Annotated in this window: 28 protein-coding genes; 12 read left to right on the forward strand and 16 right to left on the reverse strand. The window is 73.2% G+C overall.

The window, feature by feature from the left end; genetic code table 11:
• The 3 genes from DZG00_RS00830 to DZG00_RS00840 all read right to left on the reverse strand — a co-directional run.
• A partial coding sequence (locus DZG00_RS00830; protein ID WP_147359897.1) for a LacI family DNA-binding transcriptional regulator occupies positions 1–734 on the reverse strand: 734 nt, incomplete at its 3' end.
• Positions 713–2,746, reverse strand: a complete 2,034-nt coding sequence (locus DZG00_RS00835) for an aldo/keto reductase (RefSeq protein WP_119382173.1) — start codon at positions 2,744–2,746, stop codon at positions 713–715. The genes DZG00_RS00830 and DZG00_RS00835, both read right to left, overlap by 22 nt.
• A 147-nt stretch (positions 2,747–2,893) precedes the next feature.
• Entirely contained in the window at positions 2,894–3,400 is a 507-nt protein-coding gene (locus DZG00_RS00840) for a MarR family winged helix-turn-helix transcriptional regulator (RefSeq protein WP_119382168.1), read from the reverse strand.
• Between the two features lie 107 nt (positions 3,401–3,507).
• On the opposite strand from DZG00_RS00840, the gene DZG00_RS00845 reads away from it, so the two are divergent.
• A complete protein-coding gene (locus DZG00_RS00845) occupies positions 3,508–4,005 on the forward strand; it encodes a YflT domain-containing protein (protein ID WP_119382169.1) in 498 nt (165 codons plus the stop codon).
• Between the two features lie 69 nt (positions 4,006–4,074).
• Here the strand turns inward: DZG00_RS00845 and DZG00_RS00850 are convergent, their stop codons facing one another.
• Entirely contained in the window at positions 4,075–5,013 is a 939-nt protein-coding gene (locus DZG00_RS00850; RefSeq protein WP_119382170.1) for an SDR family oxidoreductase, read from the reverse strand.
• Positions 5,014–5,173: 160 nt separating this feature from the next.
• Here DZG00_RS00850 and DZG00_RS00855 point away from each other — a divergent pair, with 160 nt between their 5' ends.
• Both DZG00_RS00855 and DZG00_RS00860 read left to right on the forward strand, forming a co-directional pair.
• Positions 5,174–6,019, forward strand: coding sequence for a helix-turn-helix transcriptional regulator (locus tag DZG00_RS00855; RefSeq protein WP_119382171.1), 846 nt, complete (start codon positions 5,174–5,176; stop codon positions 6,017–6,019).
• Positions 6,020–6,112: 93 nt separating this feature from the next.
• Positions 6,113–7,396, forward strand: a complete 1,284-nt coding sequence (locus tag DZG00_RS00860) for a hypothetical protein (protein WP_119455312.1) — start codon at positions 6,113–6,115, stop codon at positions 7,394–7,396.
• Positions 7,397–7,404: 8 nt separating this feature from the next.
• Here DZG00_RS00860 and DZG00_RS00865 read toward each other — a convergent pair whose 3' ends face one another.
• Positions 7,405–8,214, reverse strand: coding sequence for a nucleotidyltransferase domain-containing protein (locus tag DZG00_RS00865; RefSeq protein ID WP_119383317.1), 810 nt, complete (start codon positions 8,212–8,214; stop codon positions 7,405–7,407).
• Entirely contained in the window at positions 8,211–9,260 is a 1,050-nt protein-coding gene (locus DZG00_RS00870) for a ThiF family adenylyltransferase (RefSeq protein WP_233550065.1), read from the reverse strand. Before DZG00_RS00870 ends, DZG00_RS00865 begins: the two co-directional genes overlap by 4 nt.
• Before the next feature lie 136 nt (positions 9,261–9,396).
• Here DZG00_RS00870 and DZG00_RS00875 point away from each other — a divergent pair, with 136 nt between their 5' ends.
• Both DZG00_RS00875 and DZG00_RS00880 read left to right on the forward strand, forming a co-directional pair.
• The gene (locus DZG00_RS00875) at positions 9,397–11,103 is read left to right on the forward strand and encodes a glycosyltransferase family 39 protein (RefSeq protein WP_119381077.1); all 1,707 of its coding nucleotides are present in this window, start codon (positions 9,397–9,399) and stop codon (positions 11,101–11,103) included.
• A gap of 66 nt (positions 11,104–11,169) precedes the next feature.
• A complete protein-coding gene (locus DZG00_RS00880; protein ID WP_119381078.1) occupies positions 11,170–11,589 on the forward strand; it encodes a hypothetical protein in 420 nt (139 codons plus the stop codon).
• On the opposite strand, the gene DZG00_RS00885 is transcribed toward DZG00_RS00880, so the two are convergent.
• From DZG00_RS00885 to DZG00_RS16840, 7 genes are all read right to left on the reverse strand, one after another.
• Positions 11,586–12,473 carry a DMT family transporter gene (locus DZG00_RS00885; protein WP_119381079.1) on the reverse strand — a complete coding sequence of 296 codons (888 nt, stop codon included), beginning with the start codon at positions 12,471–12,473 and terminating at the stop codon, positions 11,586–11,588. The two genes, DZG00_RS00880 and DZG00_RS00885, sit on opposite strands and share 4 nt — an antisense overlap.
• A gap of 16 nt (positions 12,474–12,489) precedes the next feature.
• Positions 12,490–13,428, reverse strand: a complete 939-nt coding sequence (locus DZG00_RS00890; RefSeq protein WP_119381080.1) for a 4-(cytidine 5'-diphospho)-2-C-methyl-D-erythritol kinase — start codon at positions 13,426–13,428, stop codon at positions 12,490–12,492.
• Positions 13,429–13,438: 10 nt separating this feature from the next.
• Positions 13,439–14,338, reverse strand: coding sequence for a 16S rRNA (adenine(1518)-N(6)/adenine(1519)-N(6))-dimethyltransferase RsmA (gene rsmA / locus DZG00_RS00895; protein ID WP_119381081.1), 900 nt, complete (start codon positions 14,336–14,338; stop codon positions 13,439–13,441).
• Positions 14,335–15,285: a TatD family hydrolase gene (locus DZG00_RS00900; protein WP_119381082.1), complete on the reverse strand. Its 951-nt coding sequence runs from the start codon at positions 15,283–15,285 to the stop codon at positions 14,335–14,337. Before DZG00_RS00900 ends, rsmA begins: the two co-directional genes overlap by 4 nt.
• 71 nt (positions 15,286–15,356) lie before the next feature.
• On the reverse strand, positions 15,357–16,934 hold the full coding sequence (metG, locus tag DZG00_RS00905; protein ID WP_119381083.1) for a methionine--tRNA ligase: 1,578 nt from the start codon (positions 16,932–16,934) through the stop codon (positions 15,357–15,359).
• A gap of 61 nt (positions 16,935–16,995) precedes the next feature.
• On the reverse strand, positions 16,996–18,129 hold the full coding sequence (locus DZG00_RS00910; protein WP_119381084.1) for a bifunctional 2-methylcitrate synthase/citrate synthase: 1,134 nt from the start codon (positions 18,127–18,129) through the stop codon (positions 16,996–16,998).
• Between the two features lie 143 nt (positions 18,130–18,272).
• A complete protein-coding gene (locus DZG00_RS16840; RefSeq protein ID WP_147359898.1) occupies positions 18,273–19,370 on the reverse strand; it encodes a hypothetical protein in 1,098 nt (365 codons plus the stop codon).
• A gap of 246 nt (positions 19,371–19,616) precedes the next feature.
• Between DZG00_RS16840 and DZG00_RS00915 the strand changes: the two genes are divergently transcribed.
• From DZG00_RS00915 to DZG00_RS00925, 3 genes are all read left to right on the forward strand, one after another.
• On the forward strand, positions 19,617–21,062 hold the full coding sequence (locus DZG00_RS00915; RefSeq protein ID WP_119381085.1) for a dihydrolipoyl dehydrogenase family protein: 1,446 nt from the start codon (positions 19,617–19,619) through the stop codon (positions 21,060–21,062).
• 321 nt (positions 21,063–21,383) lie between these two features.
• Positions 21,384–22,187: a hypothetical protein gene (locus tag DZG00_RS00920; protein WP_147359899.1), complete on the forward strand. Its 804-nt coding sequence runs from the start codon at positions 21,384–21,386 to the stop codon at positions 22,185–22,187.
• A 91-nt stretch (positions 22,188–22,278) separates the two neighbouring features.
• Complete coding sequence (locus DZG00_RS00925; protein WP_119381087.1) at positions 22,279–22,869, forward strand: NAD(P)H-dependent oxidoreductase; 591 nt, start codon at positions 22,279–22,281, stop codon at positions 22,867–22,869.
• A 25-nt stretch (positions 22,870–22,894) separates the two neighbouring features.
• Here the strand turns inward: DZG00_RS00925 and DZG00_RS00930 are convergent, their stop codons facing one another.
• Entirely contained in the window at positions 22,895–23,938 is a 1,044-nt protein-coding gene (locus tag DZG00_RS00930) for an NAD(P)-dependent alcohol dehydrogenase (RefSeq protein ID WP_119381088.1), read from the reverse strand.
• Between the two features lie 45 nt (positions 23,939–23,983).
• Here DZG00_RS00930 and DZG00_RS00935 point away from each other — a divergent pair, with 45 nt between their 5' ends.
• Together DZG00_RS00935 and DZG00_RS00940 are read left to right on the forward strand one after the other, a co-directional pair.
• A complete protein-coding gene (locus DZG00_RS00935; RefSeq protein WP_119381097.1) occupies positions 23,984–24,583 on the forward strand; it encodes a TetR/AcrR family transcriptional regulator in 600 nt (199 codons plus the stop codon).
• A complete protein-coding gene (locus DZG00_RS00940; protein WP_199688880.1) occupies positions 24,580–25,104 on the forward strand; it encodes a GNAT family N-acetyltransferase in 525 nt (174 codons plus the stop codon). Before DZG00_RS00935 ends, DZG00_RS00940 begins: the two co-directional genes overlap by 4 nt.
• A 16-nt stretch (positions 25,105–25,120) precedes the next feature.
• Here the strand turns inward: DZG00_RS00940 and DZG00_RS00945 are convergent, their stop codons facing one another.
• Positions 25,121–25,549, reverse strand: a complete 429-nt coding sequence (locus DZG00_RS00945) for a DUF3021 domain-containing protein (RefSeq protein WP_119381089.1) — start codon at positions 25,547–25,549, stop codon at positions 25,121–25,123.
• Complete coding sequence (locus DZG00_RS00950; RefSeq protein WP_119381090.1) at positions 25,546–25,983, reverse strand: hypothetical protein; 438 nt, start codon at positions 25,981–25,983, stop codon at positions 25,546–25,548. The genes DZG00_RS00945 and DZG00_RS00950 overlap by 4 nt, the downstream gene beginning before the upstream one ends.
• Positions 25,984–26,160: 177 nt before the next feature.
• On the opposite strand from DZG00_RS00950, the gene DZG00_RS00955 reads away from it, so the two are divergent.
• The gene (locus DZG00_RS00955) at positions 26,161–26,346 is read left to right on the forward strand and encodes a hypothetical protein (RefSeq protein ID WP_119381091.1); all 186 of its coding nucleotides are present in this window, start codon (positions 26,161–26,163) and stop codon (positions 26,344–26,346) included.
• A gap of 58 nt (positions 26,347–26,404) precedes the next feature.
• Entirely contained in the window at positions 26,405–26,560 is a 156-nt protein-coding gene (locus DZG00_RS16925; protein WP_158586964.1) for a hypothetical protein, read from the forward strand.

A 26,560-nucleotide genomic window follows, 5' to 3' on the forward strand; every position in this document is an offset into this window, starting at 1 on the left:
CGCTCGGTCGCGACGGCGGCGGCCTCAGCGGTGGGGGCGGACGCGCGGACGACCGACACCTCCATCGAGCGCGCCTCGAACGCGCGCACCAGCAGCGCCGCGCGGGCGCTCGGACCCGCGGCGACCGCGGCGTCGAGGACGACCGGGTGCCGAACGCCCACCGCCGCGAGGTGGTCGGCGAGGGCGTCGACGGCCTCCGAGGGATCCAGCTGCACGGCGGCGCGCAGCGGGTCGCCGCGCGGGTCCAGCTCGACGACCGGCACCGACCCGAGCCGGGCGATCCACTCGGCGGCACGCGATCCGAGGGTCCCGATCACGGCGTCGGTCTGCGCGCCGAGCGCCTCGACCATGCGGTCGGAGTCGGCGGCGAGGCCGACGTCCGCCAGAGACACGTTCCAGCCGCGCGCCGCCGCGATCCGCACGACCGCGGCCGCGAGCTCGGGCGACCACGGGTTCCGCAGGTCGTCGACGACGAGGCCGAGCTGGTGGTCCCCGCCCGTCACGAGCCCGCGCCCGAACCGCGACGGCCGGTACGCGAGCTGATCCGCGGCGTCGAGCACGCGCCGCTTGGTCTCCTCGCTGATCCCCGGCATGCCGTTCATCGCGCGCGTGACGGTCTGGCGGGACACGCCGGCGGCGGCCGCGACGTCGTGGATCGTGGCGCGGCCGGCCGGCTCCCGACCGGGCTCCCGGCCGGCCGCGCCCGCGTCGCTCAGCCGCGCAGGTCCAGCCACGCCACCTGCTCCGGGGTGAGCTCGACCGACAGGCCGCGCATCGAGGAGCGGACCTCCGTGATGGTGCGGGGGCCGAACAGCGGGAACGTCGGGAACGGCTGCGCGAGCACGTAGGCGAGCGCGATCGCCGTGGCCTGCACGCCGTGCTGGGACGCGAGCTCCTCCGCGCGGCGGAGGCGCTCGAAGTTGTCGTCGCCGTAGTAGCAGCGCACGAGCTCCGGGTCGCTCAGGTCGTCCGGACGGGCGCGGCCCGTGAAGAAGCCGCGGGCCTGCGACGACCACGGCAGCAGCGGGACCTGCCGCTCCTCGAGCCAGGCCTTCGACGCGGGATCCGTGACGTGCACGCATCCCGCCCACGGCACGTCGTACGCCTCGGCCAGGCCGAAGTGGTCGCTCAGCGCCTGGAAGCCCGCGCGGCCGTTGGCCTTCGCGTAGGCCTGCGCCTCGTCGAAGCGCTCGGGCGTCCAGTTGGAGACGCCGTAGGAGCGGATCCGCCCGGCGCGCTGGTGCTCGTCCATCACGTCGACGAACTCCCCCACCGGCACGTCCGGGTTGTCGCGGTGCATGAGGTAGATGTCGGCGTAGTCGGTGCCCTGGCGCTCGAGGCTCTCCAGCAGCTGGCTCGTGAGCGACTCGGGGTCGCAGTGCGGGGTGTGCGCGCCCTTGGTGATGACGACCACGTCCTCGCGGATGCCGCGGTTCCGGATCCACGTGCCGAGGCGCCCCTCGAGCACCCCGCCGCCGTAGATGTAGCCCGTGTCGAAGGCGTTGCCGCCCTGCTCGACGAAGTGGTCGAAGATCGCGGACGCGTGCGCCAGGTCGGGCTGGTTGTCGACGCCCATCACGAGGCGCGACATGCGCTTGCCGACGCCGGGGATCTCGCCGTAGAGCATCGGGCTGTCGTCGCGGACGCGCAGCGGGCGGCCGGAGACGGTGGGGATGTCCGCGTCCTCGGACTCGAACGGGTAGCGCAGCTCGAGCGCGGCGCGCCAGCGGTCGAGCGTGCGGGCGGTGGCGAGGGTCTCGTCGAGCGTCATCTGCGCGGCCTCGCCGAGGCCGGCGGCGAGCGCGTCGGTCGTGGCGTCGGCCTCGATGGCGTACGGCTTCGCCCCGGGGAAGGTCAGCGTGCGGGGCTCCTCGCCCACGACGGAGACCACGATCGCGGGCTCGCCGCCGAGGGTCCACGGGTCGGCGAGGTGGATGCGGCCGCGGCTGCCGAGGATCGTGAGCGCCTGCGGCTCGTCGAGGGCGACGCCCGTGCGGAGGGTCGCGGTGATGCCCGGCTGCCCCGCGCCGCCGCGGTAGGTCGCGCGGGCGACCGACCACTCGTCGACGCCCGTCGGGCCGACCGTGCCGTCCACCTCGAGGCTGAGCGGCTCGGCGACGGCGATCCCGGTCGCGGCCTGCACGACGGCGGCCGCGGCGGTGACCGTGTAGCCGCCGACGTCGAGGATCCCGCCGCCCGCGGTCGCGGTGTCGTAGAGGCGCCCGGTGCGGGATCCGGTGCGGAAGGAGAAGGACGCGTCGATGTGCGCGACGTCGCCGATCACGCCGTCGCGCAGCAGCTCGAGGAGCGCGGCGGTCTGCGGGTGGAAGCGGTACATGTACGCCTCGACGAGCGGGAGTCCTGCCTCGCGGGCCGCGTCGACGAGGGCCATCGCGGTGCCGTGGTTGACGGCGAGCGGCTTCTCGCAGAGGACGGCCTTGCCTGCCTCGAGCGCGCGGATCACGAGGTCGGCGTGGCCGGTGTGCACGGTGGAGATGTAGACGGCGTCCACGTCGGGGTCGGCGAGGACGGCGTCGTAGTCGGCGCCCGTGACGCCGGCGAAGCCCTGCTCGGCGGCCTCGGTGGCGAAGGCCCGCGCGCGCTCGGCGCTCGAGCTGCCTGCGGCGACGAGACGCGCGTCGCGCTCGCTCGCGGGGAGCTGGGAGAGGAAGCGGCGGGCGATGGAGCCCGGGCCGAGGACCGCCCAGCCGGGTGCGGTCGAGGTGGTCGGGGTGGGGTCGGTCATGGTGGAGCCCTTCGCGGCGTCGTCGGCGTGAACGTTCACGACGACGCTACGGGTCGGGCTGCGCGGGCGTCAAGGGATGACGCGTAGACGGGACGTGAACGTTCACGCGCGGGACCGCGTGAGGATCACCCACGCATCAGCACCGGATCAGGTCACGGCGCGTTCAGCGGCATCCGCGGCCCGACCGCCGCCCTCCGCCTCGATCTCCGCGACCAGCCGCCCGAGCAGCCGGGTGAGCTCGGCGCGCTCCCGCGGCGACCAGTCCCCCACGAGCTCGCCGAGGAGCGCGCGGGCCGTGGCGGAGTTGCGGTCGAGCACGCGCTCGGCGTCGGGAGTCGCGCGGACGAGGATCGCGCGCCGGTCGCCGGGGTCGGGCTCGCGGATCACGAGACCCCGGGCCTCGAGGCGCTGCACGTGCGCGGTCATCGTGGACTTGTCGACGCCCTGCCAGTCGGCGAGGACGCGCATCCGGGTCGCGCCGCACTCCATCAGGTGCCCGAGGAGCCAGGTGTCGGTGGAGGAGAACGCCTCGCCCTCGTCGGCGAGCATGCGCCGGCGCACGTCGGGCCGCGACGCCCAGCGGGTGATCGCGAGCACCGCGCGCTCCATCGCCGCGCCGACCGCCGCGCCATCCTTGCCTGGGAGCTCGCTCACCGTTCGATCCCCGTCCTCTCCGCGCTGGCCGACCGTTGGTATCCTCAAACCATATCGTCCGACCGGACGGAGATGCACGAATCGCACGACCCGAGAGGAAGCACCCCATGTCCACCCCGAGCACCGACCCCCGCGCGCACGCCGTCCCGGCCACGCCCCGCGAGGTGATCGCGAGCTACACCGAGTACGCCGATGCGCAGGCCGCCGTCGACACGCTGTCCGACAAGGAGTTCCCCGTCGCGTCGACGCAGATCGTGGGCCACGACGTCCGCACCGTCGAGACCGTCACGGGCCGGGTCACCAACGGCAGCGCCGCGGTGCGCGGGGCCGCGGGCGGCGCCTGGTTCGGCCTCATGCTGGGCCTGCTGTTCGGGATCTTCACCCCCGGCGTCGCGTGGCTCGGCGTGCTCCTGGTCGCGGTCGGCATCGGCGCCCTCTGGGGCGCGCTGTTCGGCTTCGTCGGCCACTGGGCCACCCGCGGGAAGCGCGACTTCGCCTCGATCCAGACGCTGACCGCCGGCCGCTACGACGTGCTGGTCGACAGCGCGCGGGCCGCCGAGGCGTCGCGGATCCTGTTCGACACGACGGGCGTGCCGCGCGCCTGAGCAGCTGCGGCGACGCATTCCGGGGCGCGCGGGCACGAGGTGCCCGCGCGCTCCCGTGTGTCCGCCGCCTCACGCCGGGAACCGCACCCCCGTCAGCTCCTCCGAGAGCGCCCACATGCGGCGTGCGTCAGCCGGGTCCGTGACCCGCGAGAACGGCGCCATCTCGGCCGGCGCGCCGCCGAGGTGGCCGGGTCCGCTCGGACCGTACATGCGTCCGCCGTCGCCGTCCGCCGTGGCCGCGAGGAGCGCGGGCAGGGCGGCCGTCTCGGGCGTGCCGACCAGGATCCCGAGCCGGGACAGCAGCCGGATCGCTCGGACGTCGAGCCCGTCGCGCGAGCGTCCCGTCGCCGTGCGTGCGGCCAGGAGGCTCGTCGGCGCGATGCCCGGGTGCGCGAGGTCGCTCGTGATCCCCCACCCGCCGGCCGCGCTCCGCCGCTGGAGCTCCAGGCCGACGAGCCCGAACGCGATCTTCGACGAGCTGTACGCGCGCATCGGGTGGTATCTGCGCTCCCACTGCAGGTCGTCCCAGCGCACGGCGTTCTGGGCGGCGGCGATGCTCACCTGCGACACGACGCGCGCGGATCCGGCACGCAGCAGCGGAAGCAGCCGGCCCACGAGCGCGAAGTGCCCGAGGTGGTTCGTGCCGAGCTGCAGCTCGAACCCGTCGGCGGTGGTGCGGCGCTCGGGCGGCGTCATCACCCCCGCGTTGGCGACGAGCAGGTGCAGGGGCGCGCCCTCGTCCGCGAGCCGGGCGGCCAGCGCGGCCACGGAGTCGAGCGACGCGAGGTCGAGGTCGTGCAGGGCGATCCGCGCGGCGGGGTGCCGCTCGCGGATCCGGGCCACGGCGGCCTCGCCCTTGCGACGGTCGCGCACCGGCAGCAGGACCTCGGCGCCCGCGCCGGCGAGCCGGGTGGCGAGCGCCAAGCCGATGCCGTCGCTGCCTCCCGTGACGAGGGCGCGGCGGCCCGTGAGGTCGGGGACGGGGATGTCGGTGGGGCGACGGGGCATGGCGGATCCTCCTGCGGACGACGACGCGGGCGTTCCGCATCGGCTGCCCCGAGCCTGGGCGCGCGCCGACACGGGATCCAGGGCGCGTCGAGACGTGGATCGGCGGGTCCTGGCTGGGACCGCCGCCGGCCGAGAGGATGGACGCGACACAGGAGGCCGCATGCGCCAGATGGACCACGCGGGGCTCGCCGAGTTCCTCCGCCGCCGCCGGGAGGCGCTCCAGCCCGAGGACGTCGGGCTCCCCCGCACCCCGCGGCGCCGCACGAGCGGCCTCCGGCGCGAGGAGGTCGCGGCGCTGTCGAGCATGTCGTCCGACTACTACGCGCGGATCGAGCGCGGCAGCAGCCCGCAGCCGTCGGAGCAGATGCTGGCGGCGATCGCGCACGGCCTGCACCTCACGGTCGACGAGCGCGACCACCTGTTCCGGCTCGCGGGCCACCAGCCGCCGGCGCGCGGTGGATCCGGCGACCATGTCGGACCGGGCCTGCAGCGGATCCTCGATCGGCTCGTCGACACGCCCGCCGAGGTCGTGAGCGAGCTCGGCGAGACGCTGATGCAGACTCCGCTGGGCGTCGCGCTGACGGGTGACACCGCCCACCTCACCGGCCCGGAGCGGAGCATCGGGTACCGCTGGTTCGCGGATCCGGCGAGCCGCCGCCTCTACGCCGAGGAGGACCACGCGGCGCTCGCGCGACTCTGGGTCTCGGGCCTGCGGGGGGTCGCGACCCGCCGCGGACCCGGATCCCGCGCCGCCCGCTACGTCGAGCTGCTGCTTCCGCGGAGCGCCGAGTTCCGCGAGCTGTGGGCGCGGCACGAGGTGGGCCTCCGCCCGAGCGCCGTGAAGCGCTTCGAGCACCCGGAGCTCGGCCGGCTGGAGCTCGCCTGCCAGACGCTCACGGATCCCGAGCAGTCCCACCACCTGCTCGTCTACACGGCCGCGCCCGGCTCCGAGAGCCACGAGAAGCTGCGGCTGCTCGGGGTGATCGGGGCGCAGGCGCTGGGGTGAGGTGCCCCGATCGGGGGCGACACGAGCAGCGGTGGCGGTGGGAGGCTCGGGCCGTACCCGACCGGGCCGTCCGGCCCACCCGAAGGAGCCCCCGTGGATGACGACGTCCAGCTGATCAGCGACGGCGACGGCCTGGCCGTCATCGGCGAGGCCGCCGCGGTGGAGCGGTTCCTCGCGACGAACGAGCTGCCGAAGGGGCGGGACCTGGGGCTGGAGCGGCTGAAGCCGATCGTGGGGATGGCGGCGGCCGCAATGCAGGCGGGATCCGTCGTGGCCGAGAACCACGGGCGATGGGTGAAGCTGTCCGAGAAGTCGGTGAAGCTGATCAAGGACAACGCTGGTCTGGTGAAGAGCACCAAGTCGGGTCTGGACCTCGGGGTCATCCGTGGCCAGGGCGGGCGCTTCGTCGACGTCGTCGAGTTCGCCGCCGGCCCGGGTCGGATCCTCGCCAACCCCGCGATCCTCGCGGGCGCGGCAGGCATCATGGCGCAGCTGGCGATGCAGCAGGCCATGGACGAGATCAGCGACTACCTCGCCGTCATCGACGCCAAGGTCGACGACATCCTCCGCGGCCAGAAGGACTCCGTGCTCGCCGACATGATCGGCGTGGAGATGGTGATCGACGAGGCGATGATGATCCGCGACCAGGTCGGCCGCGTCTCCGAGACCACCTGGTCGAAGGTCCAGGGCACCGCGATGACGCTCGGCCGCACGCAGGGCTACGCGCTCCGTCAGCTCGACGCCCTCGCGGAGAAGATGGAGAAGACGACCAAGGTCGACGACCTCGTGCGCGCGACGAAGGACGCCGAGGCGACCGTCCGCGAATGGCTCGCCGTGCTCGCCCGCTGCTTCCAGCTCCAGGACGCCGTCGGCGTGCTCGAGCTCGACCGCGTGCTCGACGCCTCCCCGGAGGAGCTGGATCAGCACCGCCTCGCGCTCCGGACCGTGCGGCAGAACCGGCTCGCGGTGATCGGCCGCACCACCGACCGCCTGCTCGAGCGCATGGATGCCGCCGCCGGCACCGCGAACGCCAAGGTACTGCTCAACCCGTTCGACTCGCGGGCCGTCGTGGGATCCAGCAACCGGGTCGCCAGCGGCGTCGTGCAGTTCAACGGCCTGCTCGGCGTCGCCGACGAGCGCGAGTCGCTGGAGGCGCGACGCTGGCTGGTCGCGGTGGGCGACACCTGGGACTCGGCCCGCGACCAGGGTGCCGAGGGCGTGGACGCGGCCCGACGCATGGGCGCGGCCGCGTTCGGCCGGGGTCGCGCGGCGGCAGACGGGCTGCAGCTGAAGCTCGCAGAGGGCGCCCTGCGGCGCCGACGCGGCAAGGGCGACAGCACGCCCGAGCTCGAGGCGCCGGACGATCCGCAGCCCTGATCCGCGGATCAGTCCCCGACCGGGATCCCCTCCCGCCGCACCGCGTCGAGCAGCAGGGCCTCGACCGCGTCCACCGCGCGGAGCAGCTCGGCCGGACCCGTGCCCACGTGCCCGACGACCTGGTCGACGCCGCGGAGCCCCGCGCGCGTCAGCAGCCGCTTCTCGTTCGTGATCCACTCGCCGCGGTGGGCGAGGATCGCGTGCGCCGCCTGGCACGCCGCCTCGGAGAGGAGCCCGCCGCACTGCGCGGCCCGGCCGTGGCGGGCGTGGCCCTCGCGGGCGTAGTGCAGCGTCAGCTCCGCCCGCTGCCACCAGATCCCTGGCGCGGATGCGCGCAGCGCCCGCGGGTACTCGAACACCGGCACCTCGCCGCGGAGGGCGCGGTTCACGCCCACCTCGGCCAGCAGGATCGTGCTGGGCAACCCCGCTTGGTGGAAGAGCAGCGTCTCGAGCGTGAAGCGGCCGGCGAGCGCCTCCTCATGGACGGCCTCGATCGCGTCGAGGTCGCGGTAGTGCACGTCGACCGCGCGGCCGTCGACATGGAGAGCGCCGCCGCCGTCGAAGATCCGGCCCCACCCGCCGCGCGGGCTGAGCTGCCCGGGCCAGCCGAGGGCGCGCAGGCCGTCGGGGTCGAAGTCGCCCCGGTAGTAGACGGCCACGTCCCAGTCGCTTTCGGGGCGGTTCGCGCCCTGCGCGCGGGATCCACCGAGCGCCACTCCGCGCACGCCGGGCACGGACGCCAGCGTGTCGGCGACGTGCTCGAGGAACGCGTCGTCGTCGAGGCCGAGGACGGGTCCGCCCTCGGGAGCGTGCGTCACGCCCGCCCCGCCACGCTCCGCCACGCCCGGATCCCGCCGCGGAGGCTCACCGCATCCCGCCCGGCCTCGCGCAGCGCAGCCGCGGCCGCACGCGAGCGCACGCCCGACGCGCAGTAGACGACGACGCGGTCGGTGATCTCGCCGGGCACCGCACCCGGATCCACCGTGACGATGCGCACCGGCACCGCGACGTGGCCGGGGATGGAGTCGGCGAGGCGCTCGTCGGGCTCGCGCACGTCGAGGAGCACCACCTGCTCGTCGGAGGCGAGGATCCGCTCGACCTCCTCCGCGTCGAGCTCGGTGCCGTCGGTGGCCGCGCCCACGCCGCAGAAGAGGTCGTAGTCGGCGAGCGCCGTGACCCGCTGGCGGCCCTTCGCGCGCTTCACGCCGATGGTGCGGCTGGTGCCGGCGAGCGCGTCGAGCACGACGACCCGGCCGAGGAGCGGCTGGCCGACGCCCGTGACGAGCTTGATGACCTCGGTGGCCATGAGGGATCCGACCGTGCCGCAGACGGCGCCGAACACGCCCGCCTCCTCGCAGGAGAGCACGGCGCCGTCGGCGGGCGGCTCGGGGAACACGTCGCGGTAGTCGATGCCGCGGCCGTCGGGCGCCGCGTCCCAGAAGACGGTGACCTGCGCGTCGAACCGGTACACGGATCCCCACACGCACGGCACCCCGACGAGCGCCGCGGCGTCGCTGATGAGGTACCTGGTGGCGAAGTTGTCGGTGGCGTCGACGACCACGTCGTATCCGCTGAGGATCCGGACGGCGTTGTCGTTCGTGAGGCGCTCCTGGTGCTCCACGACCTCGATCCCGGGGTCGGTCCGGTGCACGGAATCCGCCGCTGACGAGGTCTTCGGCCGGCCGACGTCGGGCGTGCCGTGGATGGTCTGGCGCTGGAGGTTCGAGAGGTCCACAGCATCGTCGTCTACGATTCCCAGGGTCCCGATCCCCGCTGCGGCCAGGTACTGCAGCACGGGGGAACCGAGGCCGCCCGCGCCGATCACGAGCACGCGCGCCTGGTCGATGCGGGACTGACCCCCCATCCCGATGCCGGGAAGGGCGAGGTGCCGGGAGTGGCGTTCGCGCCGTTCGTGCGCATCCTGCCCGGAGCCATGACCACCTCGGCCCCGCCCCCCGGGGTGCGTGCCGTCCAGATCGACGAGCGGCAGAGACGACCCCATGACAGACCTCCGTACGGACGGCGGACGCGGACCCGCGTCGACCGGTCCCAGCGTACGACGGCCCGCCGACGGGACCCGCGGCGGACGCCCCACCGGCGGCCTCGGCCGCTTCCACCACCGTCGCTGGAGCGACGCCTGGCTCATCGGCCTCCTCGGCTTCCTCCTCGCGCTCCCCCTCGCCGGCAGCCCCTCCGTCTGGTACGACGAGGCCGCCACCGTGGTCTCGGCCACGCGCGGCTGGGACGACCTCCTCCGCGAGCTCGGCACGGTCGACGCAGTCCACGGCCTCTACTACGCGGGCATGAAGGTCTGGTTCGGGCTCGTCGGCTACTCGCCCACGTCGCTCCGATTCCCGAGCGCGGTCTTCATCGGCCTCGCGGCAGCGGGCGTGGTGCTGCTCACCCGCACGGTCTCGACGCGCGGCACCGGCATCGTGGCCGGCATCGTCTTCGTCGTGATCCCCCGCTCGGCCTGGATGGGCACGGAGGGCCGCTCGTTCGCGCTCGGCACCCTCATCGCGGTCGCGCTCACCGTCGTGCTCGTGCTCGCCGCCCGCCGCGCGGGCTCCCGGTGGCAGGTGCAGGCGAGGTGGTGGGCGCTCTACGGGCTGCTCGCGTGGCTCGGCGCATCCACATTCGTGTACCTCGCGCTGCTCGTGGGCGCGCACGGCGTCGTGATCCTCTGGGCCATCGCCTCCGCCCGCGTCGGCCGCCGCAGCCGCCGGCCCATGGTCGTGTCGCTCCTCGGCTGGGCCCTCGCCTCCATCACGGCCGGGCTCCTGTCGCTGCCGCTCGTGCGCGTGGTGACGGACCAGTCGGGCCAGGTCGGGTGGATCAAGCCCATCGGCCCGAACACCGTGACGCAGGTGCTGTCGACGCAGCTCTTCTACGAGAACGACGTCTTCGCGGTCATCGCCTGGGTCCTCGCGCTGGTCGGCCTCGCCCTGCTGGTGCGCCGCGGGATCCGCATGGTGCGCGCCCGCCGCGCCTCGCGCGTCGAGCCGGAGGGCCCCATCGCCGAGTACGAGTCGGCGTACCTGCACGCCGGATGGTCGCCGACGATCCTGCAGCTCGCGGTGGTCTGGTTCGCGGTGCCGACGCTGCTGCTCATCGGCGCGTCCACCCTCATGTCGCCGCTCTACTCGCCGCGCTACATGGCGTACACGGCGCCCGCGTTCGCGATGCTCATGGCGGTGGGGATCCTCGCGCTGAAGTGGAAGCCGCTCGTCGCCGCCGTCACGGCCGTGCTCGTGGCGCTCTCCGTGATGCAGCTCGTGCACGACCGCACGACCACCGTGAAGGCCGACTCCGACTGGGCCGCGATCGCCCGCATCGTGTCCGAGGAGCGCGCGCAGGAGGCGCCCGGCACGACCGAGGCCGTGATCTTCGGACCCGTGCGCCGCCACCCGAAGGCCACCTCGCGCATCGTCGCGTACTCGTACCCGGACGCCTTCCGCGGCATGGACGACATCCTGCTGCGCACGCCGCCCGGCGACACCGACGGCCTCTGGGAGGAGACGTACCCGCTGGCTGACCGGGTCGACGAGGTCGACGGCGCGGACGTCGTGTGGCTCGTCACGAGCGACAGGCAGGACATCCGGCCCGAGGTCGCCGAGGCGCTCACCCCGCGCGGCTTCGCGAAGACCGACGACTGGCACGTGAAGAACGCGAACATCGAGCGCTACGAGCGGGTCGACGCGGGCTGATCCTTCGGTGCCGCCCGTGCGCGCTCCCGGTGGACGGACGACGCCGACGCCCCGTACGGTCGCCGCGTGAGCACCTTCTTCGTCGCCGGCAGCTGGCGCAACCGGCAGGCCATCGGCGACGTCCTCGACGCGCTCGACGGCGTCGGCGCCCGCTCCTACGGCTTCGTCCGCGCCGCCTACGACGCGGAGGCCACGGCCTTCGCCGCTCCGGGCGGCGCGGACGACGCAGACCTCGACGACCCGGGGATCCGGCGCCTGTTCGAGCAGGACCTCGCCGCGCTGCGCGCCGCCGACCGGTTCGTGCTCGTGCTGCCCGCCGGAGCCGCGGCGCACATGGAGGCCGGCATCGCCTACGGGCTCGGGAAGCCCTGCTACGCGGTGGGCGCAGCCGGGCGCACCGAGACCCTCTACCTCGCCTTCGAGGCGATGTGCGCGGGACCGGAGGACCTGATCCGCCACCTCCGCGCGACGGGAGCCGTGCTCTAGGCGGCCTCCCGCGCCGCCCGCGGCCGCAGCTCGCTCACGAGCGTCCCGGCGACGATCAGGGCCGCGCCGAGGATCGCGAGCGCGGGCAGGCGCTCCCCCGCCACGCGTCCGACGACGCCCGCCCAGACCGGCTCGCCCGCGTAGATGATGGTCGCGCGCGTCGGGGACACGGAGCGCTGCGCCCAGTTCATCGTGAGCTGGATGAGGCAGCTGCTCGCCCCGAGCGCGACCGCCGCCACCAGCCACACCCACGAGAACGCCGGGACCGCCTCGCCCGCGACCGGCATGCACGCCAGGGAGAGCGCCCCGGCGACGACGAGCTGCACGACGGTCACCCGGCCGACGTCCACGCGCCCGGCGAACAGGCCGATGAGGATGATCTCCGCGGCGATCGGGAGCGTGCTGACCAGCGTCGCCAGCTCCCCCGCGCCCAGCGCGACCCCCTCCTGGGGACCGGCGACGAGCAGCAGCCCGACGAACGCGAGCGCGATCCCCACGAGCGCGAGCACCCCGGGGCGCCTGCGGAACACGACCCACTGGAGGAGCGGCACCAGCGGCACGTACAGCGCGGTGATGAAGGCGGACGTGCTGCTCGGGATCGTCTGCAGCCCGTAGGTCTGGAGGCCGTAGCCGAGGAAGATCATGACGCCGATCGCCGCGCCCGCACCCAGGTCGACCCGGCGCATCCCGCGGAGCACCCGCCGGAACAGGACCGCGCTGATCAGCCCGGCCACGAGGAACCGGAGCCCCACGAAGAAGAGCGGCCCGCTGTGCTCCATCGCGACGTGGACCGCGAGGAACGTGCCGCCCCAGATGGCGGTGATGCCGAGGAGCGCCCACTCGGGACGGGAGGGCCGGATCGCTCGCGGCAGGGTCGTGCGCATGGCGGGAGGCGCCGCGTCAGCCCGTGATGATGCGGGCGCCGTGCACGGGCCCCGTGGCCCGGATCACCGTGAGGCGGGCGGCGCTCAGCGCGATCTGCAGCTCGAGCGCGCTGTCGAGGTCCGCCGCGAGGAACGCGACCGTGGGGCCGGATCCCGAGACGATGCCCGCGAGCGCGCCGTTCTCCTCGCCGAGCTGCAGCACCTCGCCGAGACCGGGCGCGAGGTGGAGCGCGGGCGCCTGGAGGTCGTTGTGGAGGACCTCGGCGAGCATGCGCGGATCCCCCGCCCGCAGCGCCTGCAGCACGCCCGAGTCGACCTGCGGGATCTGCTGGGCCGGGAAGATGTCCTGCGCGTGGCGCTCGCGGTGCTTGTCGAGCTCGCCGTACACGTCGGGCGTGGAGACGCCGAACTCGGCGATGGCGAGCACCCACTGGAACGTGCCCTTGGCGAGCGCGGGGCTGAGGCGGTCGCCGCGGCCGGTGCCGATGGCGGTGCCCCCGGCGAGCGCGAACGGCACGTCGGCACCCAGCTCCGCGCCGAGGGCGAGCAGCTGGTCGCGCGTGCGCTCGGTGCCCCACAGGGTGTCGCAGGCGAGGAGGGTGGCCGCGGCGTCCGCGGATCCGCCGCCCATGCCGCCGGCGATGGGCACGTTCTTCTCGATGCGCAGGTGCACGCCGCCGCGGTGGCCGGTGCTGCGGGCGAGGAGCCGCGCCGCGCGGATGGCGAGGTTGTCGGGGCCGGTGGTGAGGTGCGACGTGTCGATGGAACCGCCGAACTCGACCGAGAAGTCGTCGGCCCGGGTGGCGTACACGTCCTCGTAGAGGCTGACCGCCTGGTACGCGGTGGCGACGTCGTGGTAGCCGTCCTCCTGGAGGGCGCCCACGGTGAGGGAGACGTTGATCTTGCCCGGGGCCCGCGCGTGCACCACATCGGGGCTGGTGGCCGCGGAGGTCATGTGCTCCAACCTAGCGGAGGCTGGGAGCCCCTCCGTCACCGTCCCGATCGGCCCAGGCACGGGCCACGCGGAGGTAGTCGTCGACGCCCAGCTGCTCGCCCCGCGAAGTGGGGGCGACCCCTCCGGCCTCGAGGAGGGCGGACGCGGCCTCGCTCCCGCCGAGCAGCTCGGCGAGCGCCTGGCGCAGCATCTTGCGGCGCTGCTGGAAGGCCGCGTCGACGATCTTGAAGGTGCGCTTCCGCAGCTCCTCGGAGGCGTACGGCTCCGCGTGCCGCTCGAACGCGACGAGCACGGAGTCGACGTTCGGGACGGGCCAGAAGACCTGGCGGCTGACCTGGCCGGCCGTGCGCCAGGCGCCGTACCAGGCGGCCTTGACGCTCGGGGATCCGTACACCTTGGATCCCGGCGCCGCCGCGATGCGGTGCCCGACCTCGGCCTGCACCATGACCACGCCCGTGCGGATCGCCGGGAAGTGCTCGAGGAGGTGCAGCAGCACGGGCACGGAGACGTTGTACGGGAGGTTCGCGACGAGCGCGGTCGGATCCCCGGGCAGCTCGGCGACGCGGAGCGCGTCCTCGTGCACCACCGTCACCGCGGCGTCCGGCTGGTACAGGCGCACGGTGATCGGCAGCTGCTCGGCGAGGCGGCCGTCGATCTCCACCGCGACGACGCTGGCGCCCGTCTCGAGGAGGCCGAGGGTGAGGGAGCCGAGACCCGGCCCGACCTCGACCACGTGGGTGCCGGCCTCCACGCGCGCGACCCGGACGATGCGGCGCACGGTGTTGGCGTCGATGACGAAGTTCTGCCCGAGCTTCTTGGTGGGCGCGACGCCGAGCAGCTCGGCGAGGTCGCGGATCTCGGCGGGGCCGAGGAGCGTCGGGGCGACGGCCGGTGCCGTCTCGTCGCTCACGCGCGGCCCGCCGGGTCGAGCTCGGCGGGGTCCTTCGACGGCGACGTGACGGGCTCGTCGTCCCAGCGGCCGTAGACGAGCTCGGTGTTGGAGGAGATCTGCGCGGCGAGCATCGACACGTCGGTGCCGAGGTGCGCGGCCATCGCGCGGAGCGTGTGCGGGATCAGGTACGGCGCGTTCGGCCGGCCCCGGAACGGCACGGGCGTGAGGAACGGCGCGTCCGTCTCCACCAGCAGGAGCGAGCGCGGCGCGAAGGCGAGCGCCTCCCGCAGGTCGTGCGCGTTCTTGAAGGTGACCGTGCCGGAGAACGACATGTACCAGCCGTTCTCGGCGCAGATCCGCGCGAGGTCCTCGTCGCCGGAGAAGCAGTGGAACACGGTGCGCTCGGGGGCGCCGACGCGCAGCAGGGTCGCGACGACCTCGTCGTGCGCGTCGCGGTCGTGGATCTGGAGGGCGATCCCGCGCTCCTTGGCGATGCGGATGTGCTCCTCGAACGAGCGCTGCTGGGCGGCGCGGCCGTCCTCGCCCGTGCGGAAGAAGTCGAGGCCGGTCTCGCCGACGGCGCGCACGCGCGGGCGTCCGGCGAGCTCGTGGATCTCGGCCAGCGCGTCGTCGAGCGTGCCCGCCTCCTCGTAGGCCGGGGCCTCGTTCGGGTGGATCGCGACGGCCGCGAGCATGCGCGGCTCGTGCGCGGCGGTCTCCGCCGACCAGCGGGACGTCTCCAGGTCGCCGCCGACCTGGATCACGCCGCGCACGCCGACCGAGCTCGCGCGGTCGAGGTGCTCGGTGAAGTCGATCGGCGACTCGCCGTCCGCGATCTCGAGGTGCGTGTGGTTGTCGTAGACGGGCACCGTGAGCGCCTCGGGCAGCGGCGGGTACGTGAGGTCGCGCGTCTGGCCGTGGGCCGAGGAGGTGTCGCGCTGGCGCACGTAGCTGGATTCGGACATCCCGCTCACTCTACCGACGGGCGGGTGCCGCGCCCGGCGGGGCGCGGCACCCGGAGGCCCGGCGGCGGACGTCAGGCTGCGGGCGTCGCCGGCTCCTGCTCGATGCGCGGGAACAGCGGTGCCTCGAGCGGGGTGACGGTGCCGGATCCGGTCCACTCGTCGGCGAGGTCGATGCGCTGCTGGCCCACCGTGCCGTCGCCGCCGAGGGCGGTCCAGAGCTTGGCGGTGGCGCCGGGCAGCACGGGCGCGAGCAGCACGGCGAGCGTGCCGAGCCCGCGGACCGCGGTGTGCAGCACGGTCTCGAGGCGCTCGCGGTCCTCGTCCTTCTTGGCGAGCGCCCAGGGCTCCTGGCTGGTGATGTAGCCGTTGAGCTCGTCGACCAGGGTCCACACGGCGGCGAGCGCCTCGTGGATCGCGAGCCGCTCGATGGCCTCGTCCGCGGTGGACGCCGCGGCACGCGCGACACACAGCACGCGCTCGTCGGCCTCGGTGAGCTCGTGCGTGGCGGGGATCCGGCCGTCGAAGTAGCGGCCGACCATGGCGATCACGCGGGAGGAGAGGTTGCCGAAGCCGTTGGCGAGCTCGGCCTGGTAGCGGGCGCTGAGGTCCTCCCAGCTGAACGAGCCGTCCTGCCCGAAGGCGAACGCGCGCATGAAGTAGTAGCGGAACGCGTCGATGCCGAAGGTGTCGGTGATGGTCTGCGGCACGATGCCCGTGAGCTTCGACTTCGACATCTTCTCGCCGCCGACGAGCAGCCAGCCGTGGCCGAAGACGCGGCGGGGCGGCTCCTCGCCGAGCGCCATGAGCATGGCGGGCCAGATCACCGCGTGGAAGCGGAGGATGTCCTTGCCGACGAGGTGCGTGGCGGGCCAGCGGCGCCGGAACTGCTCGTCGTCGACGCCGTAGCCGATGGCCGTGACGTAGTTCATGAGCGCCTCGAACCACACGTACACGACGTGGCTCTCGTCCCACGGGATCGGGATGCCCCAGTCGAAGCTGGAGCGCGAGATGGAGAGGTCCTCGAGGCCGCGGCGCACGAACGACAGGATCTCGTTGCGGGCGCTCTCGGGCTGGATGAAGTCGGGGCGCTCCTCGTAGAACGCGAGGAGCCGCTCGCCGAAGTCGCTCATGCGGAAGAAGTAGTTCTTCTCCTCCAGCAGCTCGACGGGCTTGGAGTGGATGGCGCACACGAGCTGGCCCTCGAACGGACCCGTGCCCTCGAGGAGATCGCTCGGCTGCTTGTACTCCTCGCAGCCCACGCAGTAGTAGCCCTTGTACTCGCCCGTGTAGATGAACCCGGCGTCGTGGAGGCGCTGCAGGAAGATCTTCACCGACTCCTCGTGGCGGGCGTCGGTGGTGCGGATGAAGTCGTCGTTGGAGATGTCCACGGCCTCGAGCAGCGGCTGCCAGCTCTCGGTGACGAGGCGGTCGGCCCAGGCCTGCGGGGTGGTGTCGTGCGCCGTGGCGGTGCGCAGGATCTTCTGCCCGTGCTCGTCGGTGCCCGTGAGGAACCAGGTGTCGTCGCCGCGCTGGCGGTGCCAGCGGGCGAGCACGTCGGCGGCGACCTCCGTGTACGCGTGCCCGATGTGCGGGACGTCGTTCACGTAGAAGATCGGCGTGGTGATGTAGAAGGGCTCGCCGCGGGACATGGGCTCCATCCTAACGATCGGCGGGAGCGCTCCCGGCCGTGTGACCGGCGCCCCCGAGCGGTCAGGACAGGTGGCGCTCGGCGGGTCCGTCGTACTCCGACAGCGGCCGGATCAGCGAGTTCGCCGCCCGCTGCTCCACGATGTGCGCCGTCCAGCCGACCACGCGCGCGGCGACGAACAGCGGCGTGAAGGCGCGGGTCTCGAAGCCGAGGAGCGCGTAGGCCGGGCCCGACGGGTAGTCGAGGTTCGGCAGGATCCCGGTTCGCTCGGCCATGCCGCGCTCGAGCGCGTCGTACAGCTCCATGGTGCGCGTCGCCGACTCCCCCGCCTCGCCGCCCTCCTCGACCCGAACCGCGACGAGCTCGTCGAGCGCCGCCTTCATGGTGGGCACGCGCGAGTCGCCGGCTCGGTAGACGCGGTGGCCGAAGCCCATGACCTTGCGCTTGGCGGCGAGCGCCTCGTCCAGCCACGCCTCCACGCGCGAGGCGTCGCCGATCTCGTCGAGCGTCTCGAGCACGGCCTCGTTGGCGCCGCCGTGCAGCGGGCCCTTGAGCGCGCCGATCGCGCCCGTGACCGCGGAGTGCAGGTCGGCGAGGGTCGAGGTGATCACGCGCGCGGTGAACGTGGAGGCGTTGAAGGAGTGCTCGGCGTAGAGGATCAGCGAGACCTCCATCGCCTTCGCGTCGGCCTCCGTGGGCCGCTCGCCGTGCACCATGAGCAGCAGGTTCTCGGAGAGGCCGAGGTCGTCGCGCGGCTCGACCGGGGCGAGGCCCTGGCGGCGGCGCTGGTCGTAGGCGATGAGCACGGGGATCTGCGCGAGCAGCCGCACGGAGCGCTCGAGGTCGGCGTCGGCCGAGTGGTCGTCGGGCGCAGGATCCGCGGCGCCGATCGCGCTGACGGCAGTGCGGAGGACGTCCATCGGGTGGGCGTCGACGGGCAGGGCGTCGATGATCCGCAGCACGGCATCGGCGGGCTGCCGCTCGGCGCGCTCCTGGTGCTCGAAGTGCGCGAGCTCCTCGTCGGTCGGCAGCTCGCCGTGCCAGAGGAGGTACGCCACCTGCTCGAAGGAGCAGTGCGCGGCGAGCTCCTGCACGGGGTACCCGCGGTAGAGGAGGGAGTTGGTGGCCGGCTCGATTTTGCTGACGGCGGTCGTGTCGACGACGACCCCGGCGAGGCCCTTGCGGATGTCGGTCATGGTGCTCCTTCGCGCGACGCACCGCTGGTGGCGGATCGAGTGCCACCGAGTGCGCTCGTAGCCTACTGAGACGTTCGCCTCATTGATAGGTACCTGAAACTAAACACGCAGCTCACGCAATCACGACGCTTATATGATCATTTTTAAACACCGTACTTGGCAAGAGCACTGCGCAATACTTCGCTATCATCATCCGTCGCCCAACGAATCAGCACCACCCCCGCTTGATCCGCGCGATCCTTAAGATACTCAACCGCCTTCGCGGAATCCGTAAGAATGAGAATCTGCGGCTTACTGTCCCCAGGAGACTGGAGCGCCATGATGCGGGACGCACGCCCAAGCTGGCGTATCCGGTCGGCCAGTTTGGCCCGTCGACCCACCGAGTCCCCAACTTTGTGAATATCTACGAGCACATTACCAAGCGGTAATGCAAGGAGTGCATCCGTCTCGTAAAAGTCGATGCCGCCAGAACGACTCCGTCCGCCGGGGTTTGCGCGGATACTACCAAGGTCACCTATCACTTCCTCCAGAGCCCCGATCACTTCTCGCTCGTAGAGCAGCCCCTCCACAACAGCTGATGCAGCCGGGGACCCCGCGGTTGCAGTAACGTAAGCAGATAATGCCGTCATGGCCGATACGTCCGCTTGCGGCTTTCCCTCTGGTACTGAGCCAGGATGGTCGATTGTTGACGGCGTCCCGTCGGGGTCATGATCGGAAGCCCGCAAGGGTGAACCTAGGTGATCAATTACGCCAGCACACGCCGCTGATTGCACATCGTTTGTTGCACGTGTCGCAAGCTCCTGCAAAGTAGTGACAGTTACAGATATGGGGAGCGCCGTATCGTCCTTCGCAGACGGCAGCCCACGGCTAGTAGTCCATTCGAACATTTGCCACCACGACGCGTTTTCGGTTTTTGCTTGCTCATGCTGTAGGACAGATCGGGATACACGCAATTGCCTACTTAGGCCCCAAAACGTCAGCCCTGCAGCAACTAGTGCCACACAAGCAGCTGCTCCAGGGCTTTTGAAGAACTCACGAAACCACACGCCGGCCGCCTCGCTCGTCCAAGTGGCAGTAAAAATAGCCACGAACACGCCAAAAATAAAGACACCGAGCGTCATGCAGGCCGCAAAGGTTGCGACCGCGAGGAGCGCCGAGGTGCCCACCGCCAGAGTATATCCGGTACGCTTTTCGCCTTTGCCGGGTTGACGGGCCCCGCCCTTTTCGTCATCGGTGAGCATGATGCGAAGACTACGGGATTGTCACTCCCCAGCGCGAGTGACGTTTTCTGTCGAACCGGATACGTAAGGCGATCACCCTTTCGAGTCCACGTTCATCCGACATCACCGCCCCAAGCAACGCGCTACCACCGCGCCCCACGTGACGGTCGGCTCCGCACCCGGGTCGCGGCGGCACCGGCTCGGTAGCCTCTCGATCAGGCGCTCCCGAGGCGCCGCCCGCACCGCTGCGCCGACCCGGAGGACGCCATGCCCGAGAGCACCGACCACGCCGAACCCGACACCGTCGCCGAGCCGCAGCACTACGACGTCGCCGTCATCGGCGCCGGACCCGCGGGCACCGCCGCCGCCCTCCGCGCCGCAGAGCTCGGCGCGAGCGTCGTGGTGCTGGAGGCCGGCCGCGTCGGCGGCACGTGCGTCAACACCGGGTGCGTGCCCACGCGCGTGCTCGCGAAGACCGCACGGCTCGTGCGGGAGGTGCGCTCCGCGGGCGAGAGCGGGATCGGCGTGGGCGAGCCCGTGCCGCACTGGCCGTCGATCGTGGCGCGCGTGCACGAGCAGGTCGACCGGGTGCGGTCGCTCAAGGACGAGGCCGCGCGGTTCGAGGCGGCGGGCGTCACGCTGATCCACGAGGGCCGCGCGCGCTTCGTCGACGACCGGACGCTCGTCCTCGACAGCGGCAGGCGGATCACCGCGGGCTCGATCATCGTGTGCGTCGGCGGTCACTCGCGTCGCCTGCCCGTGCCCGGCGCGGACCTCGCGACCGTGCCCGAGGACGTGCTGGCGCTGCCGGAGATCCCCCGCCGCCTCGCCGTCATCGGCGCGGGCAACACGGGCGCGCAGCTCGTCACGGTCTTCCGCTCGTTCGGCTCCGAGGTCACGCTGCTCGACGTCGCGCCGCGCGTGCTCACCGCGTCCGACGAGGCGATCTCCGAGGCCGTGTCCGCCGCGTTCGTCGCGCAGGGCGTGCGCGTGCACACGGGCATCGACACGGTGACGGGCCTCACGAAGACCGGCGACGGATCCATCACCCTGCTCTGGCGCGCGGGCGACCGGCCGCAGTCCTCCAGCTTCGACGCCGTGATCATGGCGACCGGCTGGCCCGCCGACGTCGAGGACCTGGGTCTCGAGAACGCGGGCGTCGAGGTCGAGCGGTCGGCGATCCCCGTCGACCGGTACCTGCGCACGCGCGTGCCGCACATCCTCGCGGTGGGCGACGCCAACGGGAAGGACATGCTCGTGCAGGCCGCGCAGTCCGAGGGCGAGGCCGCGGCCGAGAACGCGGTGCTCGGCGTCAACCGGCGGATCCCGCTGCAGCTCCTCCCCGCGGGCGGCTTCACCGACCCCGACTACGCGGGCGTCGGCCTCACGCAGGCCGAGGCGCGCGAGCGCGACAGCGCGTGCGTGGTCGCGCGGGTGCCGTTCGCCGAGGTCGACCGCGCCGTGATCGACGACCGCGAGGCCGGCTTCCTCCTGCTCATCGCCGACCGCCGCCGCGAGCTCATCCTCGGCGCGCACGCCGTGGGCGAGAACGCGGCCGAGGTGATCCAGTCGGTCACCACCGCGATGGCCGCGGGCGTGGACGTCGCCACCCTCGCGCACGTGCGCTTCGCGTACCCGACGTACAGCGCGGTGATCGGGATCGCGGCGCGGCGGCTGCTGCAGGAGGACGAGCTGGCGGGCGAGCTGGACTGAACGCGGCGATGGCCGTGGTTCGTCCCGAACGGGGGGAGGCCCGCTGCCCTCCGCCGGACCAGACTCAGCCGACGGCACACGGTCGTCCCACATCCGAGACGGCACATGACGAACACCACCCCGCTCCCTGAACCCGGCTGGTACGCAGCGCCGCACGCGGGCGGAGCGCCCCGTTACTGGGACGGCAGGCAGTGGCACGAGCTTCCCCCGCCTCCGCCGCCCTCTCCTCCCCGGGGCCCCGACCCCGAGGCCGCCAGCACTTCCGCGGCGGGTCCTCTGCCCCACGCCTCGGTCTCCGCGACTCCCGCGCGCCCCGACCTCGTGCACCGCCCGGCCGCGGGCGCCGCGCCGGCGTTCACCCCGTACTCGCCCGCCGGGGCCGTGGCGGCCGGTGCAGCTGCAGGCGCCGCTCCCCACGAGCGGAAGCGACGGGTCTGGCCGTTCGTGGTCGGTGGCGGCGCACTGGTGGTCCTCGCGGGTCTCGCGTCATGCACCGCACTGGTCCTCTCCCCCGGCGAGGATGGGACGGCGGACCGGCTGGCGGGAGCCGCCTCGGCCGCGCCCGACGCTGGATCCGCCCCGGCAGAGGAGGCGCCCGCGGAGAGCAGCTATCCCACCTTCGCCGCGCAGACCTTCACGGGCACGGGCGACTTCGTCCAGGCCGTCGATCTGCAGGAGACCGCCATCGTGACCTTCGAATGCGCTACCTGCACGGGCAACACGGTGCTCAAGACGAACGGGCGGGACTCCCTGCTCGTGAACACCATCGGTCCGCACCGCGGCCAGTACGTCGTCAACACGACCGACGGAGGCATCATCACGCAGATGACCGTGAACGCCGACGCGGCGTGGACCATCACGGTCGCGGACCTGACGACCGTCCCGATCGTGGCGGGCCCCGCGTCCGGATCCGGCGACTCCGTGATCGTGATGTCGGGTGACTTCTCGGTCGCGGCTCTCACGAACGACGGGGACAGCAACTTCGTCGTGCAGGAGTACGGCACGTCGTCGTTCTCCCCTCTCATCGCGAACGAGATCGGCGCCTACAGCGGCACGGTCGAGATGGAGGGGCCGGCTGTCGTGCAGGTCACGTCCAACGGGGCCTGGTCGATCACGCCGCAGTGAGGGCTGCCCGTCCGCGAGGCGGGGATCGACCGCGGCAGACGGACCTCCGCGGGGCCGGGGCCGTCCAGGCGACGCGTGGTCGGATGGACGCATGACCGCGCTCATCGTCACGGCCCACCCCGATCCCGGCTCCCTCACCCACCACGTCGCCCGCCGGCTCGTCACCGCGCTCGGAGCCGACCGGGCGGAGGTCGCGCACCTTGCGCAGGAGGGCTTCGACCCGGTGTTCGGCATGGCCGACCGGCGCGCGTACGCCGGCGACGCCCCCGCCCCCGCGGACGTGCTCGCGGAGCAGGCGCGCATCGACGCGGTGGATCACGTCGTGCTCGTCTTCCCCGTGTGGTGGTGGTCGATGCCCGCGCTGCTGAAGGGCTGGATCGACCGGACGTTCATCGCGGGCTGGGCCTTCGGCGTCGACGACGACGGCCGCATCGAGAAGCGGCTGCAGCGCCTCACCGTGCATCTCGTGCCCGTCTCCGGGACGAGCCGCGCTTCCTTCGCCCGGCACGGCTACCTGCAGGCGTTCGAGACGCAGGTCGGGCACGGGATCCTCGACTACTGCGGCGCGCGGCGGGGCGCGACCGCGTTCGTCCACGATTCGGAGTCGGGAGACCGGGAGGCCGTGGGCGCCGAGGTCGAGCGGGCGGTGGCGGCGGTCGTCGCCGCGTTCGGCGGGGCCTGACCGGAGCCCGGGCCTAGGCCCAGGATCAGACGCCGTCGTCGATCCCCGCCATGTCGAGCACGAAGCGGTACCGCACGTCGTTGCGACGCAGCCGGTCGATGGCGGTGCCCACCTCGGCCGCGGGCAGCACCTCCACGTCGGCCGTGATGCCGTGCTCGCCGCAGAAGTCGAGCAGGTCCTGAGTCCCGGGACGCCCGCCGCTGCCCGTGGAGGCGAGCTTCCGTCGCGCGGTCAGGAGGTCCATCGCCTGCACCGTCAGCTGGCCGAGGTGGCCGAGGACGCAGAGCGTGCCGTCGAGGTCGAGCACCCGGAGGTACGGCGCCAGGTCGTGCGCGACCGAGACCGTGTCGAGCACGAGGTCGAGGCTCGAGGCGGCGGCCGTCATCGCGGCGGGGTCGGTGGAGGCGACCACGCGGCTCGCGCCCAGGCGCTCGGCATCCGTCGCCTTCGCCGCGCTGGTCGTGAACACGGTGACCTCGGCGCCGAGCGCGCGGCCGAGACGCACCGCGAGGTGCCCGAGGCCGCCGATCCCGACCACGCCGAGCCGCGTGCCCGGGCCGACGCGCGCGGCCCGCATCGGCTCCCAGACCGTGATGCCCGCGCACATGAGCGGCGCGACGGCGGCGGGATCCAGCCACGCAGGACGGCGGTAGACGAAGGACTCGCGGACCACGTACCGTCCGGACCACCCGCCGCGGGTCGTGGAGCCGTCGACCCGGTCGCGGCCGCCGTAGGTGAGCGTGGGGAACTCGACGCACATGTTCTCGTGGCCGCCCCGGCACATGGCGCAGACGCCGCACGAGTCGACGATGTTGCCGACCGCGACGGGGTCACCCGGCGCGAAGGCCGTGACTGCGGATCCGACGGCCGCGACCTCCCCGACGAACTCGTGGCCGGGGACGAGCGCGGTGTCCCGGCCCGGCTGATCGAGGGCGTGCAGGTCGGAGAAGCAGACGCCGCAGTGCGTGACGCGGACGTCGACGTCGTCGGGGCGGAGGTCGCGGCGGTCGATCGGGGTGGGGCGGACGGGCTGGCCGGAGGACGGTGAGAGGAGGGCTCTGGTGCGCATGACTCGATCCTACCTACTGGTTGGTAGCAATGTAAAGTGGTCGGCATGACGACCGCCGATCGCACGCGCCAGCGCATACTCGACGCCGCCACCGAGGAGTTCGCCGCCCGCGGCATCGCCGGCGCCCGTGTCGACCGCATCGCCGCCGCGTCCGGCATGAGCAAGCCGATGCTCTACGCCCACTTCGGCGCCAAGGACAAGCTGTTCGACGCCGTCTTCGCCGAGCACGTGATCGCGAACGGCGACCGCGTGCCCTTCACCGCCGACGATCTGCCGGGCTATTCGGCGCGCCTCTACGACGACTACCTCGCGGATCCCGCCCTCGCCCGCCTCGTCATGTGGAAGCGCCTCGAGCGCGACGGCACCGGCTACCTCTACCCGGGCCTCGAGGAGCACGACGCGGGGCACCTCCGGGACATCGCGTCCGCGCAGGAGGCGGGCGCGATCCGTGCCGACCTCGACCCCGACGACGTGTGGACCCTGCTCATCGCGACCGCGGCGAGCTGGGCGCAGATCTCGATCACCACGGTCGCGACGGCCGACGAGCCCGACGAGGTGCACGCACGACGCCGCGCGGCCCTCGCGGCATCCGTGCGGGACGGACTCTGCGCGGGCCGGCAGGCAGCGCCTACCGTCGGAGGATGAGCGATCCCGCCGAGCCGCCCGCCGACCGCCCATGCGAGGCGCTCCCCTCGAGCACCGGGAGCCCCGCCGTCACGATCCGGCCCGCCCGCGCCGAGGACATGCGGCGGGTCGCGGAGCTGCGCTGGCGATGGAGCGTCGAGGAGTCGGGCACGGCACCCGCGACCGACGAGGCCGGCTACGTCGCCGCGACCGCCGCCTTCACCGAGGCACATCCCGACACCCACCGGTGCATCGTCGCGGAGGCGGACGGCGAGGTGGTGGGCATGGGCTGGCTCGCCCTCACGGATCGCCCGCCGACGCCGGACGACCTGCACCGGGTCTCCGGAGACGTCCAGTCGGTCTACGTCGTGCCGTCGCTTCGCGGATCGGGGACGGGCGCGCGGCTCGTCCGGGCGCTGCTCGACGACGCCCGGGCGCGGGGATGCCGCTACGTCCGCGTGCACTCCAGCGCCCGCGCGATGACCCTCTACGCGCGCGCCGGGTTCTCGGTCGACGACACGTACCGCGTCGTCCGCCTCTGAGGCGCGGGCGCCGGGATCACGTCGAGGCGCGCGCGGTCCGTCGCCGCTCGACCGCGGTCATCACGAGGAACAGCGTCGTCCAGAGCACGAGGCCCGCGGCGAGGAAGATCCCGACGACCGTGAGGACGCCGCCTGCCGTGTCCACCGGGAACCAGCCGCTGAGGAGGAGCGCCGGGAGGACGGTCACTAGCATGAGCGCGAAGTGCGTGACGGACTGCCGCGTGAGGCTCCAGCGCTCCACCTGGTAGAGCAGCGAGCCGGCGGCTGTGGCCGCGACGATCACGCCGACCGCGAGGGTCGAGCGCCCGTCCGCGGTCTGCCCGTCGGCGAGCAGGTACGCGCCGATCGCGGACATGGCGACCAGCGGGATCCCACCGAGGAGCGCGGCGCGGAGGAGCAGGCGGGGGCCGCGCGTGGCGGCGGCCTCGCCGGTGTCGCGCGTCATCCGGCGGCCGGCTCCCGGGGCGGCCCGGCGAGCCACGCGTACTCGGTGCTGCACGCGTCCGGGATCCCCTCCATGCCGGAGAGGTCGTACGGGGACGTCGGCTCGGAGGACACGCCGCCGCCCAGGCTGACCTCGTCGCCGACCCGGTGCGACTCATCGCCGAGGGTGAGGGTCGTCCCGTCCCACCGGGTCGTCGACTCGGGGAGGATCGGCAGCCAGTAGGCGGAGCCGCCGTCGGGCGCGTAGCCCGGGGTCTCGAGGTAGAGGCATCCGTCGCGTTCGACGAGCGTGCCGGTCATGAGCGCCTCCATGCCGCTGCCGTCGTCGCGGTAGGTGGCGATCCCGGCGGAACCGGGTGGGGCCGCGGCGTCGGGGCGGACGGGCTCCGCGCCAGGGCCGGTGGCGCAGCCCGTGAGGACGGCGCCGAGGACCACCGCCGCCGCGAGCGCAGACGCGCCGCTCCGAGCTGGTGCTCGTGATGGTGCTGGTGCTGGTCGCATGGGTCCCCGTCGTCCCGCCCAGTCGACCACGCGCACCCGGCACCGCGGAACCCCCGGTCCGGGAGGGGCGTCTCGGATCGCCAGGGCCGCGAGGGCCGGGTCGCGCAGCCCGTGGCCGGGCTCGTCAGCGGGCGGCAGGCGCCCGCGCAGCCGGGCACCGAGGTACGCGGCCGCGAGTGCGCGCTCGGCGTCGAGGCGGTCGAGCGGTTCGTCGCGGGCGAGACGACGTGGCGCGTGCACCAGGCGGTCTTCGGCGTCCTGGCGATGGAGTCCGAGCCGGTGGATCCGCGGCTGTGAGGCCGGCGCGTGTGGACGCTCCGTCCTCCCACGGCCGACTCGCGGCTAGCCTCGCCGGATGCCCGCCGCCCCCGCCGCCCGATCCGGCGGGGTGCGCGCGGTCACCCGCGCGGGCCACGTCCTCGCGTCGCTCGCGATGGGGATCCTGCTGGCCGTGCTCACCGTGGGCATGACGCTCGAAGGATCGCTCCGCGACCTCGAAGACCGCGACTAG

Origin of the sequence: Clavibacter lycopersici, from assembly GCF_003576405.1 — a bacterium.
Taxonomy (GTDB): domain Bacteria; phylum Actinomycetota; class Actinomycetes; order Actinomycetales; family Microbacteriaceae; genus Clavibacter; species Clavibacter lycopersici.